Origin of the sequence: Actinomadura sp. 21ATH (assembly GCF_041951345.1) — a bacterium.
Lineage (GTDB): Bacteria > Actinomycetota > Actinomycetes > Streptosporangiales > Streptosporangiaceae > Spirillospora.
The window spans coordinates 189,211-208,010 of the sequence record NZ_JBGNUR010000006.1 but is presented as its reverse complement, the minus strand read 5'-3'; the positions used below and the strand labels follow the sequence as shown (position 1 = coordinate 208,010).

At 71.8% G+C, this 18,800-nt stretch carries 20 protein-coding genes and 1 tRNA gene; 10 read left to right on the top strand and 11 right to left on the bottom strand.

Annotated features, from left to right (window positions below):
* The first annotated feature begins 49 nt into the window (after positions 1-49).
* Genes ACA361_RS20455 through pknB form a run of 3 tightly spaced genes read left to right on the top strand, consistent with a single transcriptional unit; the run spans position 50 to position 4,951 of the window.
* On the top strand, positions 50-1,522 hold the full coding sequence (locus tag ACA361_RS20455) for a peptidoglycan D,D-transpeptidase FtsI family protein (protein WP_375013904.1): 1,473 nt from the start codon (positions 50-52) through the stop codon (positions 1,520-1,522).
* Positions 1,519-3,129 (top strand): serine/threonine-protein kinase, encoded by a 1,611-nt coding sequence (locus ACA361_RS20450; RefSeq protein ID WP_375013902.1) that lies wholly within the window; start codon positions 1,519-1,521, stop codon positions 3,127-3,129. The genes ACA361_RS20455 and ACA361_RS20450 overlap by 4 nt, the downstream gene beginning before the upstream one ends.
* A 22-nt stretch (positions 3,130-3,151) precedes the next feature.
* A complete protein-coding gene (gene pknB / locus ACA361_RS20445) occupies positions 3,152-4,951 on the top strand; it encodes a Stk1 family PASTA domain-containing Ser/Thr kinase (RefSeq protein WP_375013901.1) in 1,800 nt (599 codons plus the stop codon).
* 161 nt (positions 4,952-5,112) lie between these two features.
* On the opposite strand, the gene ACA361_RS20440 is transcribed toward pknB, so the two are convergent.
* The 4 genes from ACA361_RS20440 to ACA361_RS20425 are packed head-to-tail and all read right to left on the bottom strand — an operon-like array spanning position 5,113 to position 7,362.
* A complete protein-coding gene (locus ACA361_RS20440) occupies positions 5,113-5,763 on the bottom strand; it encodes an anthranilate synthase component II (protein ID WP_375014235.1) in 651 nt (216 codons plus the stop codon).
* Positions 5,760-5,960, bottom strand: a complete 201-nt coding sequence (locus tag ACA361_RS20435) for a hypothetical protein (RefSeq protein WP_375013899.1) — start codon at positions 5,958-5,960, stop codon at positions 5,760-5,762. Before ACA361_RS20435 ends, ACA361_RS20440 begins: the two co-directional genes overlap by 4 nt.
* 9 nt (positions 5,961-5,969) lie before the next feature.
* Positions 5,970-6,599 (bottom strand): class E sortase, encoded by a 630-nt coding sequence (locus tag ACA361_RS20430; RefSeq protein ID WP_375013898.1) that lies wholly within the window; start codon positions 6,597-6,599, stop codon positions 5,970-5,972.
* 31 nt (positions 6,600-6,630) lie between these two features.
* Positions 6,631-7,362, bottom strand: coding sequence for a DUF881 domain-containing protein (locus ACA361_RS20425; RefSeq protein ID WP_375013897.1), 732 nt, complete (start codon positions 7,360-7,362; stop codon positions 6,631-6,633).
* Positions 7,363-7,435: 73 nt separating this feature from the next.
* Here ACA361_RS20425 and ACA361_RS20420 point away from each other — a divergent pair, with 73 nt between their 5' ends.
* Entirely contained in the window at positions 7,436-7,693 is a 258-nt protein-coding gene (locus ACA361_RS20420; RefSeq protein WP_375013895.1) for a cell division protein CrgA, read from the top strand.
* A 120-nt stretch (positions 7,694-7,813) separates the two neighbouring features.
* Here ACA361_RS20420 and ACA361_RS20415 read toward each other — a convergent pair whose 3' ends face one another.
* Both ACA361_RS20415 and ACA361_RS20410 read right to left on the bottom strand, forming a co-directional pair.
* Positions 7,814-8,695: a rhomboid family intramembrane serine protease gene (locus ACA361_RS20415; protein ID WP_375013893.1), complete on the bottom strand. Its 882-nt coding sequence runs from the start codon at positions 8,693-8,695 to the stop codon at positions 7,814-7,816.
* 46 nt (positions 8,696-8,741) lie between these two features.
* Entirely contained in the window at positions 8,742-9,272 is a 531-nt protein-coding gene (locus ACA361_RS20410; protein WP_375013892.1) for a peptidylprolyl isomerase, read from the bottom strand.
* 161 nt (positions 9,273-9,433) lie between these two features.
* Here ACA361_RS20410 and ACA361_RS20405 point away from each other — a divergent pair, with 161 nt between their 5' ends.
* Positions 9,434-9,808 (top strand): hypothetical protein, encoded by a 375-nt coding sequence (locus ACA361_RS20405; RefSeq protein WP_375013890.1) that lies wholly within the window; start codon positions 9,434-9,436, stop codon positions 9,806-9,808.
* An 84-nt stretch (positions 9,809-9,892) separates the two neighbouring features.
* Complete coding sequence (locus ACA361_RS20400) at positions 9,893-10,624, top strand: acyltransferase (RefSeq protein ID WP_375013888.1); 732 nt, start codon at positions 9,893-9,895, stop codon at positions 10,622-10,624.
* Between the two features lie 39 nt (positions 10,625-10,663).
* Here ACA361_RS20400 and ACA361_RS20395 read toward each other — a convergent pair whose 3' ends face one another.
* Entirely contained in the window at positions 10,664-12,169 is a 1,506-nt protein-coding gene (locus tag ACA361_RS20395) for a DEAD/DEAH box helicase (RefSeq protein ID WP_375013886.1), read from the bottom strand.
* Positions 12,170-12,413: 244 nt separating this feature from the next.
* On the bottom strand, positions 12,414-12,824 hold the full coding sequence (locus ACA361_RS20390; protein ID WP_375013884.1) for a rhodanese-like domain-containing protein: 411 nt from the start codon (positions 12,822-12,824) through the stop codon (positions 12,414-12,416).
* A 72-nt stretch (positions 12,825-12,896) separates the two neighbouring features.
* On the opposite strand from ACA361_RS20390, the gene ACA361_RS20385 reads away from it, so the two are divergent.
* On the top strand, positions 12,897-13,847 hold the full coding sequence (locus ACA361_RS20385; protein WP_375013882.1) for a helix-turn-helix domain-containing protein: 951 nt from the start codon (positions 12,897-12,899) through the stop codon (positions 13,845-13,847).
* 187 nt (positions 13,848-14,034) lie between these two features.
* On the opposite strand, the gene ACA361_RS20380 is transcribed toward ACA361_RS20385, so the two are convergent.
* Positions 14,035-14,107, bottom strand: a tRNA-Ala gene (locus ACA361_RS20380).
* Positions 14,108-14,327: 220 nt separating this feature from the next.
* Positions 14,328-14,444 carry a DLW-39 family protein gene (locus ACA361_RS20375; protein ID WP_366618562.1) on the bottom strand — a complete coding sequence of 39 codons (117 nt, stop codon included), beginning with the start codon at positions 14,442-14,444 and terminating at the stop codon, positions 14,328-14,330.
* Between the two features lie 226 nt (positions 14,445-14,670).
* Here ACA361_RS20375 and ACA361_RS20370 point away from each other — a divergent pair, with 226 nt between their 5' ends.
* The 3 genes from ACA361_RS20370 to ACA361_RS20360 all read left to right on the top strand — a co-directional run bounded on the left by ACA361_RS20370 (position 14,671) and on the right by ACA361_RS20360 (position 17,809).
* Positions 14,671-14,880, top strand: a complete 210-nt coding sequence (locus tag ACA361_RS20370) for a hypothetical protein (RefSeq protein WP_375013881.1) — start codon at positions 14,671-14,673, stop codon at positions 14,878-14,880.
* Between the two features lie 133 nt (positions 14,881-15,013).
* Positions 15,014-15,883, top strand: coding sequence for an aldo/keto reductase (locus tag ACA361_RS20365; RefSeq protein ID WP_375013880.1), 870 nt, complete (start codon positions 15,014-15,016; stop codon positions 15,881-15,883).
* Positions 15,884-16,009: 126 nt separating this feature from the next.
* Positions 16,010-17,809 carry a M64 family metallopeptidase gene (locus ACA361_RS20360; protein ID WP_375013879.1) on the top strand — a complete coding sequence of 600 codons (1,800 nt, stop codon included), beginning with the start codon at positions 16,010-16,012 and terminating at the stop codon, positions 17,807-17,809.
* Here the strand turns inward: ACA361_RS20360 and ACA361_RS20355 are convergent.
* Complete coding sequence (locus ACA361_RS20355; protein ID WP_375013877.1) at positions 17,790-18,776, bottom strand: DMT family transporter; 987 nt, start codon at positions 18,774-18,776, stop codon at positions 17,790-17,792. The genes ACA361_RS20360 and ACA361_RS20355 overlap by 20 nt on opposite strands.
* Positions 18,777-18,800 lie beyond the last annotated feature (24 nt).

Here is an 18,800-nt window from a genome sequence, read left to right as displayed (position 1 = left end):
GATGCCGACCGATGACCACGGGCGCTGAGGGGGGCGATACACCATGAACATGGACAAGCCGGTGCGCCGGGTCGCGATCTTCGCGCTGCTGCTGTTCTTCGGGCTGATGGCCCAGGTGAACTACGTGCAGGGCAGCCAGGCGGAGGCGCTGCGGACCGACAAGAACAACCGCCGGCAGTACGCCGACGTCTTCAACTCGCCGCGCGGGCAGATCATCGCGGGCGGGCAGGTGCTGGCCAAGTCGGACCTGACCGGCAAGGACAACCCCAAGTACGGCCGCACCTACAAGGACGGGCTGATCTTCTCCCCGGCCACCGGGTTCTTCAACGGCGGCGCGTCCAAGGTCGAGATGTCCTACAACTCGCTGCTGGGCGGCAAGGACAAGCGGATCACCCAGCAGCGCTGGTTCGACACCTTCATCGGCAAGAAGGCCGAGGGCGCCGACGTCGAGCTGGCACTGAACCCGCAGGCCCAGTCGCTGGCCTACAGCCGCCTCAAGTCCAGCACGTCCCGGCGCGCCGGCGCGGCGGTGGTCGACATCGAGACCGGCGCGATCGTGGTGCTGGCGTCCTTCCCCTCGTTCAACCCCAACGAGATCGCGCCGCAGACCGGTCTCAAGGGCGGCAAGCGGCTGGAGCAGCTGGAGAACCAGCCCGGCGTGATCAAGCCGCTGATCGACAACGCGATGAGCCAGACGTTCCCGCCCGGCTCCACGTTCAAGACGGTCACCGCGGCCATCGCGATGGAGCAGATGAACCTCAACAGCTCCAGCATCGTCAACACCGGCCAGCTGGTCCTGCCGGAGTCCAACCGGCCGCTGCCCAACTCGCACGACACCGGCCAGTGCGCCGGCCGCGCCACCCTGCGCGGCGCGTTCGCCGAGTCCTGCAACACCACGTTCGCCGAGCTGGCGATGCAGATGTCGATCGAGCGGCTCAACCAGGGCGCGAGCAAGTTCGGCTTCAACAAGCGGGTGGAGATCGAGCCCGACCTGTTCGCCGCCGAGAGCGACGTCCCGGTGTCGATCAAGGACCCGAAGACCGGCGAGACCATCCAGACCGGCAAGGACGGCACCGCCCGCTCCGGCATCGGCCAGGAGAACGTCCGCGCCACCCCGCTGCAGATGGCGATGGTCGCCCAGGCCGTGGCCAACGACGGCAAGATCATGACGCCGTACCTGGTGGAGAAGGTCCGCGCCAAGGACCAGAGCGAGCTGTACAACGCCGAGCCCAAGCAGTACTCCCAGCCGCTCAGCAACGACCACGCCGACCAGCTGGCCGACATGATGCGCGCCGTCGTCACCGAGGGCACCGCCAAGAACCTGGCCCAGTTCAACATCGCCGGCAAGACCGGCACCGCCGAGCAGGGCCCCGGCAACCCCAACGCCCGCTGGTTCATGGGCTTCGCCCCGATGGACAAGCCGAAGTACGCCTTCGCCGTCGTCACCGAGGGCACCGGCAGCGGCGGCGAGGCCGCCGGCCCGGTCGCGGGCGCGATCATGCAGGCGGTGCTGCGCAAGTGAGCCATGACCTCGTCCTGAACGACCGGTACCGGCTGGTGGAACGGCTGGCCACCGGCGGGATGGGCGAGGTCTGGAGAGCGGCCGACCAGGCGCTGGCCCGGGCCGTGGCGGTCAAGCTGCTGCGGCCCGAACTCGTTTCGGACGCCTCGGCCTGCGCGCGGTTCCGGGCCGAGGCGCAGTTCGCGGCCGCGCTCAAGCACGACGGCATCGCGCAGGTGTACGACGTCGGCGTCCAGGACGGCCGCTCGTACCTGGTCATGGAGCTGGTCGAGGGCGAGCCGCTGGCGGAGGTCATCGCCCGGGCCGGGGCGCTGCCGCCGGCGGCGGTGCTGGACCTGCTCGCCCAGGCCGGCCGGGCGCTGGCCGCCGCGCACGACGCGGGGATCGTGCACCGCGACATCAAGCCCGCCAACCTGATGGTCACCGGCGGCGGCACCGTCAAGATCACCGATTTCGGAATCGCCCGGCGGCTGCGCGACGCGGTCTCGCAGACCCAGACCGGCATGGTCATGGGCACCGCCTACTACATCTCGCCCGAGCAGGCGTCCGGGCAGGAGCTCACCCCGTCCGCCGACCTCTACTCGCTGGGCGTGGTCGCGTACGAGTGCCTGACCGGGCACGTCCCGTTCGACGGCGACACGCCCGTCGCGGTGGCGCTCCGCCACGTGCGCGAGGCCCCGCCCGCGCTGCCCGGGCGCGTTCCGGCCCCGGTCCGCGACCTGGTGTACGAGCTGCTCGGCAAGCTGCCCGGCGACCGTCCCGGCGGCGCCGACGCGACCGCCGACCGCGCCCTGGCCATCCGCGAGCGCGCCGGGATCGTCGGTCCCGGGCTGCGCCGCTGGACCGGCGGCCCCGGCCCCGGCCACGGCCCGGGTCCCGGCCTTTACCCGCACCGGCCGGCCGTCGCCGCCGCCCCGCCGGCCCCGGCCGTTCCCGTCCGGACCCCGCCGGCGAGCCCGGCCGCCGATCGGGCCGCTCGCGCCGAGGACGTGATCGAGAATCCGGGTCCGGTACGGCATGAAGTGTCGGCCACGGCCGGGACGGTGCGGATGCCCGCGGCCGCCGGGCGGCGGGGGATGGACGGCACTCCGACCACCTCGGGGGATTTGTCGGAATTTGACGGGGGAGACAGGCCGGATAGCCTCGCCTCCGGGAAAGTGACCGCGCGACGGCGCTCGGCACTCGCCTACACTTCGGTGGCCGCCGGGACACTGTTGCTCGGCGTCATCGTGGTGGGCACAATGTGGCGGGGCATCGGCACCACCGAACCCCTCCGGGAGAACCAGGAGAGGCTCCCGGCCGTACAACCGGGCGAGGGCGACCCCGCCCGGCGGCTCCCGGACGACGGGGCGACCCGGCTCTACGAGATCGAGCGCCCCGGCCAGGAGACCACCAGGCCCTCTCCAACCCGCGACCCCCGCTCGTCAACGCCCCGGTATCCCCGTGCGTCCCCTTCACACAAGCCAACCAGGAAACCGCCCAGGGCGACCCCCAGCGCCCCAGATCCAACACCGAGCCCGACGGGGAGCACCACGACTCCGTCAACTCCGACCTCGGATCCCTCGCCCACCGATAGCGGGGAACTAGGTTCAGAGGACAAGGTGTAGAGGTACAAGGGAAAGTGCACATATGAGTCAACCTCGGCTGCTCGGCGGCCGCTACGAGCTCGATGTCGTCATCGGGCGCGGCGGCATGGCCGAGGTCTACCGTGCCCGAGACCTGCGCCTCGATCGAGTGGTCGCGGTCAAGACCCTGCGTTCCGACCTGGCGCGCGACCCGACGTTCCAGGCCCGGTTCCGGCGGGAGGCGCAGTCCGCGGCCTCGCTGAACCACCCCTCCGTCATCGCCGTGTACGACACCGGCGAGGACGTCGTGGGCGACACCCCCATCCCGTACATCGTCATGGAGTACGTGGACGGCAGCACGCTGCGCGACCTCCTCCGGGAGAACCGCGCGCTGATGCCGGACAAGGCCCTGGAGATCACCGACGGGATCCTGCGCGCGCTGGACTACAGCCACCGCGGCGGCATCGTGCACCGCGACATCAAGCCGGCCAACGTGATGCTGACCCGCAACCACGAGGTCAAGGTCATGGACTTCGGCATCGCCCGCGCGATGGCCGATTCCGCGTCCACGATGACGCAGACCGCGCAGGTGATCGGGACCGCCCAGTACCTCTCCCCGGAGCAGGCCCGCGGCGAGCGGGTCGACTTCCGCAGCGACATCTACTCCACCGGCTGCGTGCTGTACGAGCTGCTCACCGGCCAGCCGCCGTTCACCGGCGACTCCCCGGTGGCGATCGCCTACCAGCACGTGCGGGAGGAGCCGGTCCCGCCGTCCCAGGTGGACCCGGAGATCCCGCAGTGGGCCGACGCGATCGTCCTCAAGGCGATGGCGAAGGACGCCGACCACCGCTACCAGAACGCCACCGAGTTCCGGCAGGAGATCCAGCGCGTCCTGCAGGGCCAGCCGGTGGCGTCCACCGCGGCCTCGACGATGATGATGGGCGCGCAGCCGCAGGGCACCCAGGTGATGGGCGCCGTGCCGGGCGGCGGACCGGCCCGCACCCAGGTGCAGCGGCCCATGGGCAACGGCTACGACCTGCCGCCCGTCCACTACGACGAGCGGATGGACGACCGCCGCGGCGGCGGCGGCAAGAAGGCCGCGCTCTGGGTGGCGCTGGCCGTGCTGTTCATCGGCGGCGCCGGCCTGATCGGCTGGGCGATGTCGGGCGGCGGCGGCGAGGAGAAGGTCGCCGTGCCCGCCACGATCGTGAACTCCTCGCAGACCGACGCCCGCGCCGCGCTGCAGAAGGCCGGGCTGGAGGTCGGCGAGGTCTCCGAGGACTGGAACGACGAGGTCAGGAAGGACCACGTCATCAGCACCGACCCGGCCCCCGGCACCAGCGTGGTGAAGGGCAGCACGGTCAAGCTCGTGGTGTCCAAGGGCAAGAAGCCGCCGGCGCTGGTCGAGGTCCCCGACGTGGCCGGCAAGCCGTACGTCGTGGCCAAGCAGCTCCTGGAGGCCAGGGGCTTCGACGTGCGGCGCGACACGCAGACCGATGACGAGGTGCCGCGCAACAACGTCATCCGCAGCAGCCCGGGCGCCGGCCAGAAGATCGCCAAGGGTTCGAACGTGACCGTCGTGGTGTCGCTCGGCCCGAGCAACATCAAGGTGCCCGACCTGTTCAACACCAGCCAGCGTTCGGCCTGCCAGCAGCTCAACCAGCTGGGGCTCAAGTGCAAGGCCGAGAAGGGCGTGGCACCGCCCGACCGGCAGGTGTCGCCCGGCCAGGTGTTCGCCCAGTCGCCCGGTCCGGACGCGACCGTGGCGCCCGGTGACACGATCACCATCCAGATCGCGGAGGAGCCGGAGCCGACGCCGTCCGGGCCGGAGATCCCGAACATCCCGCGTCCCGGCGACGGCTGATCCGGCGGAACGCGGCGGAACGACGAACGGGCCCCGGCTCTCGGCAGGAGAGCCGGGGCCCGTTCACGTCTCCCGGACTCTCTCCGGACCTTCTCCGGGCATGAAGTGAGGGCTTCCGCCACTCGGGGGCAATGGCGGAAGCCCTCACCATGGACTTCGGATCATGAGCCGGAAGTGTTACGTGTTCCACCGATTTTTTTCGCGGCCGCCCGGCGAACGGCTCGCGGCGGCCCCGGCCGTCCCGCGGATGCGCAGGTCGCGAGCCAGTTCCGGAGCAGCGCGTGGCCGTGCTCCGACAGCACCGACTCGGGATGGAACTGGACCCCCTCCAGCGGCCGGGCGCGGTGCCGCAGCCCCATCACCACCCCGCCGGCGGTACGGGCCGTGATCTCCAGTTCGGCCGGCACGGTCTCCGGCACCACCGCCAGCGAGTGGTACCGCGTCGCCGTGAACGGCTCGGGCAGCCCCGCGAAGACGCCGCGGCCGTCATGGTGGATCCGGCTCGTCGAACCGTGCACGATCTCCGGCGCGCGGGCCACCGTCGCCCCGTACACCGCGGCGATGACCTGGTGGCCGAGGCAGACGCCGAGCACGGGCACCGCCGCGTGCCGGACGAGGTCCAGGCAGACCCCCGCGGCCGCCGGATGCCCGGGGCCCGGGCTGACCAGGATGCCGGCCATCCCGGCGGCATCGGCCGGGACGACGTCCGACCGGTCCCTGACCAGGCAGTCCGCGCCCAGCCCCCGCAGGTACTGGACGATCGTGAAGACGAAGCTGTCGTGGTTGTCCACGACCAGGACGCGCACGGTCAGCCGCTTCCGGACCCGCCACCGGGCGCCGGGTCGGGCGCGGGCGAGTCGACGACGCCGTGGTCGAACCGCATCTTCGGCTCCAGCCACGGGAACACGCCGTACCAGAGGACGAGCACCACGACCAGGACGAGCGCGGCGGCCACCGCGGTCTTGACCTTCCAGTCGCCGGGCAGCCGGCGCCAGATCCACGCGTACACGGAAACCTCCTAGCGGACGGCCGAGCCGGCCCGGGGGACCGTCTCCGCCAGCTCACCGAAGACGATCAGCCGTTCGGCGGCGGAGTACTTCGGATGGCAGGTGGTGAGGGTGATCAGCGGTTCGTCCGGCTTCGCCTTGGGCCGCATCGGCACCGGCGCCGTCACCTCGACTGCCGTCGGCTCGACGCCCCTGCTCCCGGTCACGCGGTAGACGAACTGCTTCTCCCGGGTGTCGATCAGGATCCGGTCGCCCTTGCGCAGCTCGCCGATCCGGTTGAACGGCGCCGAGTACGTCGTCCGGTGCCCCGACACGACGAAGTTGCCGACCTCGCCCGGCATCGCGCTGCCCGGGTAGTGTCCCGGCCCCTTGCGCAGATGCTTCTGGGTGACGCCCTCGACCACCACGAAACGGTACTTCTTCCCGAACCGCGGGATCCTGATCAGCGCCATGCCCGCGCCCAGCGCCACCCTCTCCCGCGTCACCTTCGACGACCAGGACGCCTGGAGGTCCTTCCCCAGCTCGTCCTGCTGCGCCCGCGTGTACCGGCCGGTGCCCCACAGCCCGTACGTGACGAACAGGAGCAGCACCAGCCCGGCCGTGATGCACAGCTCGCCCAGGCCGCGGATGAGCACCCGCACCGCGCGTCCTCCCTGTCGGTCGCCCTCGTCGTCAGTCGCCCTCGTCCGGCACCGTCGCGTGCTTCATCGCCACGTTCCCGGTGTACGCCGGAAGCGCCGCCCGGGGCACGTCCCGCACCTTGTAGCCGAGCCCGTACTCCCGCACGTACCTCCGGTAGACCGTGATCTCCGGGGAGGCGCCCAGCGCGTCCCGCAACCGCTCCGGATCCCCGACGGCGGTGATCTTGAACGGCGGCGAGTAGACGACCCCCTGCAAGATCAGCGTATTGCCCACGCACCGTACCGCGCTGGTCGAGATCACCCGCTGGTCCATGATCTGCATGCCGGTCGCGCCGCCCGCCCACAGCGCGTTCACCACCGCCTGCACGTCCACCTCGTGCACCACCAGGTCGTCCGCCCGGACGCCCTGCGGCCGCAGCACCGCGTCGTCCAGCGTCACCCGCACGCCGGGACCCGCCATCGGCGCGAACCCGGACCGTGCCGCCAGCGCGTCCGCCCGCGCCCGCGCCTCCTTCACCCGCGCGTCGTGGCGGCCCGCCCGCCGCGACAGCGCGTCGACCTCGGCGCGCAGCCGCCGGTAGTCTGCCCGTGTGCCGCGCGCGCGGCGCTGCTCGGCGCCGATCAGCTCGGTGAGCCGGGTCCGCCCGTCCTCGCGCAGGTCCGTCCCGCGGGCCGTGCTCGCGCTCGCCGCGAACAACGTTCCCGCGAGAAGCGTGAGGGCTGGGATGATGCTTCCCCACGCCGAACGCCGTACGCTGCTCACCAGCGACTACGCTAGCCGACAAACCACCCATGCGCGGACCGGCACTCCGGCCGCCCAAGGAGACCGAAGCAACGTGGCCAAGTCCAAAGTGCGCAAGAAGGCCGTCTACACGCCGCCGCAGAAGTCCACGGCACCGCAGGTCAGCCCGCGCTGGCTGGTCCCCACGATGTGCGTCCTCTGGCTCCTCGGCCTGGCCTGGATCGCGACCTTCTACGTGACCGCCAGCACCGGCACCGACGTCCCGTGGATGAGCGACCTCGGCAACTGGAACCTCGGCATCGGCTTCACCGCCATCATCCTGGGCGTCATCCTTTCGACCAGGTGGCGTTAGCCGAGCGCCTGGAATCGAGACCACCTCGGCGGGCCGCCCGGGGTGGTCTCGAACGCTGCGCGCGTACCCCTTTTTGGACCGGGCAATCCACCAAAGTCGTCCACAGGCTGTGGACGGGGCTCAGGTGGTGGCCGCGGTCACCTCGGCGGTCTTGACGACGACCAGGACGATCAGCAGCGCGAGCATCGCGGCCGAGGCCAGGACGGCCGTGAGCTCGCGGCGGTTCCTCGGCGCGTAGGCGTACGCGACGGCCAGGGCGGCTCCCACCACCAGGCCGCCGATGTGGCCCTGCCAGGAGATGCCGGGCACCGCGAACGTGATGATCAGGTTGATCACCAGCAGGAAGACGATCGGGCCCACCTGGCCGCCCAGCTTGCGGCCGATGATGAAGAACGCTCCGAAGAGGCCGAAGATGGCCCCGGACGCGCCGACCGCGCCGCTGAGTGGCTCGACCAGGTAGAGCAGCACCGAGCCGCCCAGGCCCGACAGGACGTAGAGGGCGAGGAACCGCCAGCGGCCCAGCGCCTGTTCCAGCGCCGGGCCGATCGCCCACAGGGCCCACATGTTGAACAGGATGTGGGTGATGCCGAAGGAGCCGCCGCTCGGCGGCTGGTGCAGGAACATGGACGTGAACAGGCGGTACCACTGTCCCTCGGCCACGCCGATCAGCGCGCCCCCGCGGCCGAGCCCGAGGCCCACCATCATGAAGTCGCGGACGACCTCGGTGGACGCCAGCTCGGCCAGGTACACCGCGACGCAGATGCCGATCAGGCCGTACGTCACGGTGGGGCGGCCGGACGTGACGCGGCCGCCGAGGACCGTGCGGGCCTCGCGGACGTTCTTGTTGCCCTCCGCCACGCACTCGGGGCACTGGTGCCCGACCGCCGCGTCCCGCATGCACTCCGGGCAGATGTAGCGGTCGCATCGGGTGCAGCGGACGTAGGTCTCCCTGCCCGGATGCCGGTAGCAGGTCGGCACCTGGGTTTCGGGGTCTGTGCTCATGCGGCGGCTCTCCGTCGGCCTGGCGGTTTTCCTCTCCTATGTAGTACTACGACTGGCGGCGCTCGATCGTCACCGTTTCGATGACGACATCGTTGACCGGGCGGTCGTTCGCGCCCTTCTCCACGTTGGAGATCGCGTCCACCACGTTGGTGCCCTCGATCACCTTGCCGAAGATGGTGTGCCGGTTGGTGAGGTGGCGCGTGTTGGCGACGTTCGTCGTGATGAAGAACTGCGAGCCGTTGGTGCCGGGGCCGGCGTTGGCCATGGCCAGCAGGTACGGGCGGTCGAACTTCAGGTCGGGGTGGAACTCGTCCTGGAACTCGTAGCCGGGGCCGCCGGTGCCGCGGCCGAGCGGGTCGCCGCCCTGGATCATGAACTGGTCGATGACCCGGTGGAAGATGGTCCCGTTGTAGAGCGGCTCCTGCTTCTTCTCGCCGGTGGCCGGGTGCGTCCACGGGCGGGTGCCCTCGGCGAGGCCGACGAAGTTCTCGACGGTGACCGGGGTCTTGTCCGGGTAGAGCTGTACGACGATCTTGCCGTGGTTGGTGTTCAGGGTCGCAAAGAGTTCTTCAGCCACGGTGGGCCGCCTCCTCGGTTGACGTCGGCAGTGCATGATCACACGTGGTTTACCCCGCGCACCTCGGGAAGGCTGCTGGGCAGGACCTCGCAAACAGGGAGGTTAGCGTGTCCCTAACGATGAGTATCCGCCGGAAGCCGCGAGAAGAGGCTCTCTCGCGGATGAGCCGTGTTCAGACGGCGTGCCGCCAGGGCGCGTCCGGCGCGGCCGAGCGGATCGGCCCGGCGGCGCAGCGCACCCGCGACCTGGCCGCCGAGCGCATGCTGATGGCCCGCGGCTGGGGCGCGCCCCGGCTGCACCAGGCGTCCCGGTACGTGGAAGGCGAGCTGGGGCCGCGGATGGGTTCGATGCTGTCGGACGCCGCCCGCCGGGTCGAGCCGCCCCAGCCCGAGAAGCAGGGCCGGAACTTCGCCATGACGGCGCTCGCCGGCGTCATGGCGGTCGGACTGGCCGGTGCGCTGCTGACACGGCGCGGCAACGCGCGGTCGTCGCATGACGTGACGGATACGGAGCGCGCGGAGGTGCGCACGCCGTAGCCGCCTTTTGTGCGTGGAAGGCCCGGCCCGGGTGCCGGGCCTTTCACATGCCCTACCACCCGGTACGGTTACGCCATGTCGCCTATGACCGGTCCTGTCCGCCGTTTCCTGCACACGGCCGTACACCGCGGATGGGAGTGGCTCCAGCGGCAGGGCGAGATCACTCCGCAGACGCCCGGGCGGCGCCGGTTCGCGCACCTGGGCGAGGGCGCCTGCATCGGCTTCCCGGTGGGAGCGATCTACAACGAGCCGTGGATCTCCATCGGCGCGCACACGCTGGTCGGGACGCACTGCACGATCTCCGCCGGTTTCGTCCCGGGCCTGGACCTCGGCCCGAACGTCATCGTGAAGATCGGGAAGAGCTGCTCGATGGGCCGCGGCACGCACATCGTCGGCCACCAGTCGATCGAGATCGGCGACGACGTCTTCACCGGCCCGAACGTCTACATCACCGACCAGAACCACACGTACGGCGACACCGACATGCCGATCGGGCGGCAGTGGCCGGAGAACAACCCGGTGGTGATCGGGGACGGCTGCTGGATCGGCACCGGCGCGATCATCCTGCCGGGCACCAGGCTCGGCCGGAACGTCGCGGTGGCGGGCGGCGCGGTCGTCCGCGGCGAGTTCCCCGACCACTCGGTGATCGGCGGCGTGCCCGCCAAGGTGCTCCGCACGTACGACGCGGACGAGGGCTGGCAGCCGCCGCTGCGCACCGCCCCGCTGATGTCGCTCGACGAGCTGGCCGCCCTGTCGGTGGACGGGCTGGAGGGCCTGCAGATCCTCCAGGACAAGCTCCGCGAGGAAGCGGGCTGAAAAGGCCCCCGCCCGGACGGACGGGGGCCTTTCCTCAGATCAGTTGTAGCGGGCCGCGCGGCGGTCGCCGCCGCCCTGGCGCTTGCCGCCGCCGTTGTACGGGCCGCTCCGGCGGTTGCCGTGCGGCGTGCCGCCGTGCCGCTCGCCGTACCCGGAACCGCGCCGCTCGCCGCCGTGGCCGCCGCCCTCACGCCGCGGGGCGTACGAGCCGTCGCCGTCCTCGCGGCGCGGGGCCCGGCCGCCGTCGCCGTTCTGGCGGTCGAACGAGCGGGGCCCGCGGCCGTTGAAGCCGCGGCCGCCGCCGCGCCGGCCACCGCCCGGACGCCCGCCGCGGCCGTTCTCGCGGCGCGGCCGCTCGGGGATGATCGGCTCCTCGATCGGGATGCCGGACGGGGTGCGGGCGCCGGTCAGCTTCACCAGCTCCGCGTCGCCGACCGCGACCCGGGTGCGCGGCGCGTTGATACCGGCCCGGCGGGTCATCGCGGACGTCGAGCGCACCTGGTGCGGCAGCACCAGCGTCACGACGGTGCCGCGCTCGCCGGCCCGCGCCGTACGGCCGGCCCGGTGCATGTAGTCCTTGTGGTCGGCCGGCGGGTCCACGTGCATGACCAGGCTGACGTCGTCGACGTGGATGCCGCGGGCGGCGACGTCGGTGGCGACCAGCACGCTGATCGAGCCCTCGCGGAACTCGGCGAGCGTCCGCGTCCGCAGCCCCTGGCTCTTGCCGCCGTGCAGGCCCGCGGCGCGCACGCCGACCTCGGTGAGCTGCTTGGCCAGCCGGTCGACGCCGTGCTTGGTCCGGGCGAACAGGATCGTCCGGCCCTCGCGGTTGGCGATCTCGGCGGTGACCGCGCCCTTCTCCTTGGGCGCGACCAGCAGCAGGTGGTGGTCCATCGTGGCGACCGGCTCGTCGACCGGGCCGATCGCGTGCGTGACGGGGTCGTTCAGGTACCGCTTCACCAGGACGTCGACGTCCTTGTCCAGCGTCGCCGAGAACAGCAGCCGCTGCCCGTCCGGCCGGGCCTGGTCGAGGATGTCGGTCACGTCCGGCAGGAACCCCATGTCGGCCATGTGGTCCGCCTCGTCCAGGACGGCGATCTCGACGTCCGAGAGGTCGCAGGCGCCCTGGCGCATCAGGTCCTTGAGCCGCCCGGGCGTGGCGACGAGGATCTCGACGCCGCGGCGCAGCGCGTCGATCTGCTTGTACATCGAGGTCTGCCCGATGACGGTCTTGAAGTGCAGGCCCAGCGCCCGGCCGAGCGGCTCCAGGTTGGTCTGGACCTGCTGGGCCAGCTCGCGGGTCGGGACGAGGATCAGCCCGAGCGGGCGCTTGGACGCGGCGCGCCGGCCGGACAGCCGGGCCAGCATCGGCAGCCCGAAGGCCAGCGTCTTACCGGACCCGGTCTTGCCGCGGCCCAGGACGTCCCGTCCGGCCATGATGTCCGGGATGGCCGCGGCCTGGATCGGGAACGGTGCTTCGATGCCCTGCCGCGACAGCGCCGCGACGAGGGCCTGGGGGAGTCCGAGCTCGGCGAACGTCGGCACGGACAGGGTGTTACCAGCAGGCACAGATGACACGCATTACCTTCCGAGAGGGGGGCACGTCTCGGGAGGCACCACGATCAGATCGGTGGGCTGCAAGGACGAGCCTGACGCGTACGGCGTCGAAGAGTGATTCGGTCAGTCTAACGTCGGCGACGCCCCTGCTTATGCCCGAGCCCCGGCATGTAAACCGTTTAACGCCTTCATCGCCCCTTTCTCCCACCTCCCTCGCGTGACCAGCATCACCTCAACAGGCGCACGCGACGCCCGAGACCGGAGCGGTCAGCGGGTCGGGGGAGCGCCGCTCCACGACGCCGTCCACCTCGACCGGGTACCCCTCCCGCGCCCAGTACTCGAACCCGCCGATCATCTCCTTGACCGCGTACCCGAGCCGCGCGAACTCCAGCGCCGCCTTGGTCGCGCCGTTGCACCCCGGCCCCCAGCAGTAGACGACCACCTCGACGTCGCGCCCGACGACCTCGGCGGCCCGTTCCGCGATCTCCGCGGTCGGCAGGTGGACCGCCCCCGGCACGTGACCCTGCCGCCAGCTCTCCGCGTTCCGCGCGTCCACCACGACACCGTCGATCCCCCGCGCGACGTCCGCGACGTCCGTCTCGAACGCCAGCCGACCCGAGAAGTAAGCAACCGCACTGTTCATAGGAAGAATCATGACGGCCCGCCCACCAGGCACAACAGCGGCATGAACGCCGCATATCGCTAAGATCCCGCCATGCACACGGTGTCCGTCCTGGCGTTCGACGGCATGTCCCCGTTCGAGCTGGGATCGGTCGTCGAGGTCTTCGGCCTCCCCCGCCCCGAACTGGACGTCCCCTGGTACGACCTGCGCGTCTGCTCCCTGGAACGCGGCCCGATGCGCGCCGTCGGCGGCTTCACCCTGAGCACCGGCCACGACCTGGACGACTTCGCGTCCGCCGACACCGTCATGGTCGTCGCCGTACCGGACGTCCACGGCGACGTACCCGCGCCCGTCATCGAGGCCCTGCACCGCGCCCGCGCCCGCGGCTCCCGCATCGTCTCGATCTGCTCGGGCGCCTTCGCCCTGGCCGCCGCGGGCCTCCTGGACGGCCGCGAGGCAACCACCCACTGGCGCCACGCGGGCGTCCTCCAGGCCCGCTACCCGCGGATCCGCGTGACCCCCGACGTCCTGTACGTGGACGGCGACGACGTCCTCACCGGCGCGGGCAGCGCTGCCGGCCTGGAATTGTGCCTGCACCTGGTCCGCAGGGACCACGGCGCCCGCGTCGCCAACACCGTCGCCCGCCGCCTGGTCGTCCCCCCGCACCGCGAGGGCGGCCAGGCCCAGTTCGTCTCCGCCGCGGTCTCCGAACCCGCCGCCGACGACCCCATAGCCCGCAGCATCGCCTGGGCCCTGGCCAACCTGGCGGCCCCCGTCACGGTCGCCGACCTGGCCCGCCAGGCCGCCCTGTCCCCCCGGACGTTCATCCGCCGCTTCAACCACCAGACCGGCACGAGCCCGCTCCGCTGGGTCATCCACCAGCGCGTCATGGCGAGCCTCCCCCTGCTGGAGTCCGGCGCCCTCCCCATCGAGAAGGTCGGAGCGCAGGTCGGCTTCGCCACCCCCGCGACCTTCCGCCACCACTTCACCCGAACTATGAAGACGACCCCCTCCGCCTACTCCCGCCAATGGAGAACGACCTGAGGGCCGCCTGAGGCGGTCACGCCCCCGAGGCGTTGCGATCGCGTCCGAAGGCAGGACCGAGCGCGAGCGAGGTCCTGATCGCGCAGCGAGCCCCTGGGCGAGTCGGAGCGATGCAGCGATCGCCGCTTTTGCCCGCCGAAGGAGGGCGTCCAACGCCCGACGCCAAGGGCAAAAAAGAAAACTCGAGTGGAGCCATGGGGAGTCGAACCCCAGACCTCCGCCTTGCAAGGGCGGCGCTCTACCAACTGAGCTATGACCCCGAGTCGCTTCAGAGGCTATCGCAACGTGCGGGGAACGCGTCCGGGCACGGCGATGTCAGCCCGGGCGGCCAGGTATGTCGATCGGCTGCGCGAGCGTTGCCTGTCCGGGGAGGCGGGGCCGGAGGCGAGCCTCCCCGGACGGATCGCGAAGCGATGTCGCGCTCGCCCGGGGCCGGGCCTGTCGTGTTGCGGCCGGGCTTTCGGGAACGCGGCGCGGTCTTCAGTCGGTGGACGTCGCCTCGGTCCACAGGTCGAGCTCGGCGCGGTCCTGCTGCAGCCGACGCCAGACCACGAAGCCACCGAGAGCGACAACAGCGAGAACGAGCAGCTTCTTCACGGTGGGGACCCCTTCACCTCGACTATGAAGCCAAGCCTGAGGGTGTTCGGATCGATTGGTGCTTCCCCCAGGCTCTCCGCAGCCTAGCAACCGTTCCCGGACGGTCCGCACCCCAGTCGGGGGTATCGGACCGATCGTCCAACTCGGTGGGCGTTCCGGCGGTGGTGTGCCGGGTGTGGCGGTGGGGGTTCTCGCGGGGCGCGGCGGGCGGCCGGATAATCCGGCCATGGGCACCGAGGATGACTTCGGCCTCTGGGAGCGCGAGCTGGAGTGCGGGGCGCCGGACGCCGGTGGGGGCGGGCGGGCGATGGTGCTGGTCGCGGCGCTGACGGCGGCGGGCTGCACGGCGCTGATCACGATGGGGCAGGTGCCGTTGGGGGCGGCCGGGCTGGTGCTGTCGTCGGTGATCCTGCTGCTGTGGCGGGCGGGGCTGTGAGGCCGTCCGGTTCCGGCCAGGACGGGGCGGCGGAAGTGGCGCCGCGTGGTGGGCGGGTGCTCGCGGGCGGGCGGCGCGGCGAACGTTGATCCTTTCCTGGTCCAATGGGGTTCAGGAGGGAAGTGACGTGAGCATGAGTGAGACCAGTGGGAGCACGGTGGCCGCGAGCGGGACGTTCGCGATCGGCACGGATCTGCCGGTGCACCGGCTCGGGTACGGGGCGATGCAGCTCACCGGGCCCGGCGTGTGGGGCGAGCCGGCGGACCGGGACGAGTGCGTCCGGGTGCTGCGCCGGGCGGTGGAGTCGGGCGTCAACCTGATCGACACGGCCGACTCGTACGGGCCGTTCGTCAGCGAGGAGCTGATCGCGGAGGCGCTGCATCCGTACCCGGCGGATCTGGTGATCGCGACCAAGGGCGGGCTGACGCGGCCGGGGCCGAACGTGTGGCCGCCGCTGGGCCGGCCGGAGTACCTGCGGCAGTGCGTCGAGATGAGCCTGCGGCGGCTGAGGCTGGAGCGGATCGACCTGTACCAGCTGCACCGGATCGATCCGCAGGTGCCGCTGGAGGAGCAGGTCGGGCTGCTGAAGGAGATGCGGGACGAGGGCAAGATCCGGCACATCGGGCTGTCGGAGGTGTCGGTGGCCGAGCTCGCGGCGGCCCGCGAGATCGTCGAGATCGTCTCGGTCCAGAACCTGTACAACCTGACCTACCGCAAGTCGCAGGAGCTGCTGGAGGTGTGCGAGGGCGAGGGGATCGCGTTCATCCCGTGGTTCCCGCTCGCGACCGGGAAGCTGGCGGGTCCGGGGAGCGTGCTGGCCGCGGCGGCGGAGCGGCACGAGGCGACGCCGGCGCAGCTGGCGCTGGCCTGGCTGCTGCACAGGTCGCCGGTCATGCTGCCCATTCCGGGCACGTCCCAGGTGGCGCATCTGGACGAGAACAACGCGGCGGCCGGGATCTCGCTGACCGCGGAGGAAGTGGCCGAACTGGACGCTCTCGCCTGAATTTACGCCGTACGAACCGCGACAAATCGCGATTCAGTAGCGATAATCCGGCTCAGTCCGCTTGATCAGCAGCGGGCCGAGCCGGCGCGCCGCCTCACCGCGCGCCCTTCGCAGGAAGGTCCGCGCATGGGGAAGGGCCTGGCGGCCACCGCCGCCACCACCGCGCTCGCGCTACCGCTCACGTTCGTGTCCGTCCCCGCTGAGGCCGCCGAGGCCGCGGCGGCACGGGTCGTCCCGGTCCAGGTCACCGGGGACCCGGCGCGGCGCTTCAACCTCGTGGTCCTGGGGGACGGCTACACGGCCGGCGACCAGGCGCGGTTCCGCGCGCATGTGGACCGGCACCTGAACGCCCTGTGGACGATCGAGCCGTTCAAGTCGTACCGCAACTACGTCAACGTCTACGCGGTCGAGATCGACTCGGCGGAGTCGGGGGTCGGCTGCGACCCCGAGCTGTCCTCGGCGCGCCGTACGACGCCGCTGAAGATGGCCTTCTGGGGCGGCTGCCGGGAGGCGGGCCCGCAGCGGCTGCTCACGATGGACTCCGGCGCGGCGAAGTCGTACGCCGACATGGTGACCGGCACGACCGCCGCCAACAGGCAGATCCTCGCGCTCGCCAACAGCGACACCTACGGCGGCGCGGGCGGGACGTACGCGACCGCCTCCGGCGGCAACGCGCTGTCGGCCCTCATCACGCCGCACGAGCTGGGCCACTCCCTCGGCGGCCTGGACGACGAGTACGACTACTACCAGCGCGGCGTCCCGGGCGGGACGTACACCGGTCCCGAACCCGCCTCCATCCACCACACGCTGCTGACCGAGCAGGAGATGCGGGACCGGAAGCTGAAGTGGTGGCGCTGGCTGGGGGAGCCGAGCGAGTCCGGCGGGACGATCGGCCGTTACGAAGGCGGCCTCTACACCACCAAGGGCGTCTGGCGGCCGAGCCGGCACTCGATGATGAAGACGCTCGGGTACTACTTCGACCAGCCCGCGCGCGAGCGGATGACGCAGCGGATCTCCGGCAAGGTGAGCCTCGTCCAGGACGCCACGCCGAACGCCGCGCCGGTGGGCGACGACCGCGTGCTGTGGGTGGAGACCCCGCAGCCGAACGCCCACGAGCTGGAGGTGACCTGGACGGTCGACGGGCGGACCGTGCGGCGCGGGACCCGCAACCTGGACCTCGCGCGGCTGCGCCTGAAGCCCGGCACCCACACCGTCACGGCGACGGTGACCGATCCGACCGAGTTCGTCCGCGATCCGGCGATCCGGGCGTCCGCCGCGCTGACGCAGACCCGCACCTGGGCTGTCGACACGCGGGTGGCGACGCCGCCGGCCGCGGTCCCCGCCGGCTTCACCGGGACGACCCCGACCGACCGGGCCGTGGGCGCGGGCGACGTCGTCCACGCCGACACGACCCATCCCGTCCGGGAGATCCCGCGGATCCGGTGGGAGATCGACGGCCGCCGGGTGCGGGGCGGCGAGCGGTCCATCGACCTCGGCCGGATCCGGCTCTCCCCCGGCACCCACCGGCTGACGGCCCGGGTCGGGAACGCGGAGCGCGCGTGGACGATCGACGCGAGGCCGCCGGCGGTCGCGTACGAGCTGTCCGAGGCGGCGGCGACGCACCGGCGGCCCGGCCGCCCGCCCGAGTACGTCTTCGACGGCCCGTTCACGATGCGGCTGTCCCCGTCCGACGACCGCCCCGGCACCGTGGTCGGGGAGTTCCGCGTGGACGGGGACGGCTGGTACCACTACTTCGGCTGGCCGACCGACTCCACCGCGCCGTTCCGGTTCACCGCGGACGGGACGGTGATCGACCACCTCTCGTACGGCGGGATCGGCAAGGGCCGGCACACGATCGAGTACCGGGCGATCGACCCGGCCGGGAACGCCGGGAAGCCGCGGCGGTTCATCGTGACTCTGCGCTGATCGGGGCGCCCGCGTCGTCCGTGTCGTCCGTGTCGTCCGTGTCGTCCGTGTCCGCTTCCGCGGCCGTGCCGGGCCGCCGCGCGGGCTCCTCGCCGTCGGTACGGGCGCGTACCGTCGCCAGCACCGAGCCGCCGAGGATCAGCGCGAACGCCGCGATGATCGTCCCGCTGAGGGGCTCGTCCAGGAGCAGGACGCCGGCGGTGACGGCCACGGCCGGGTTCACGTATGTGAACACCATGGCCCGGGACGTGCCGGCCTCGCGGATCAGCGCGAAGAAGACCAGGAACGCCAGCGCCGTGCAGACCACGCCGAGCCCGGCGAGCGCCGCGAGCACCTTCCCGTCCGGCATCTCGGCGGGCCAGGTGGCGGCCGCGGGGGCGGCGTAGACGAGCGCGGCGAGGACGAGGCAGGCCGTGGTCATCTGGACGCCCGGAACGTCCCCCAGCCGCCGCGCGGCGATCATCGGGGCGATCGAGTACCCGAGCACCACGAGCGCCATCTCACCGATCGCCCAGGCGCTGCCGTCCCCGCTCAGGTGCGGCGCCGCCAGCACCGCGACCCCGGCGAGCCCGGTCAGCAGGCCGAGCCAGCGCAGCGGCCCGAGCCGCTCGGCGTCCCCGGCCAGCCGCGCGAGGACCACGCCGGCGATCGGCACCGCCGCGATCAGCAGCCCGGTCATCGAGCTGGACAGGTGCCGCTCGGCGTCCGACAGCAGCGCCCAGGGGCCGAGGATCTCCAGGGCGGCGAACGCGACGATGGGCTTCCAGTGCCGGCGCAGCGTCGCGAGCCCGCCGCCGGAGGACCCCCAGATCGCCAGCGGCAGCAGGACGAGCGCGCCGAGCGCCGTCCGGGCGAACACCAGGACGGGCACCGAGATGCCGCCCTCCACCGCCACCTTGATCATCAGGTAGGGGATCCCCCACAGCACGCTCATCAGCGCGAACAGCACCCACCCGCGACGACTCACACTTACCTCCGCGCGTTCTTCCGG